Here is a 355-nt window from a genome sequence, read left to right on the forward strand (position 1 = left end):
ACGTCCGGTGTTCTGTCGTTCGCGGAGAATGAGCTGCCGCCGGGAGGACGTGAAAAAGTGATGGCGAGCTTTGAGCGTGTACTGATGCCCGGTCTCGAAAAAAATCAGTACAGCATCCTGTGGGTGGAGCACCAGGACAAGGGACGGCTTGAGCTGAATTTTGTCATTCCGAACATGGAGCTACAGACCGGAAAACTCCTCCAGCCGTACTACGACCGCGCAGACAGGCCTAGAATTGATGCCTGGCAGACGCTGGTTAATCACCATTACGGGCTGCATGACCCGAACGCCCCGGAGAACCGCAGGACGCTGACACTCCCTGATAATCTGCCGGAAACGAAACAGGCGCTTGCAG

General features: G+C 56.3%; 1 protein-coding gene. It reads left to right on the forward strand.

What is annotated here, in order from left to right:
- The coding region (locus ACUU1M_RS20710) for a relaxase/mobilization nuclease domain-containing protein (RefSeq protein ID WP_449144800.1) at positions 1-355 on the forward strand (355 nt) is incomplete at both ends.

It is taken from the genome of Shigella sp. SIG6, from assembly GCF_053555815.1.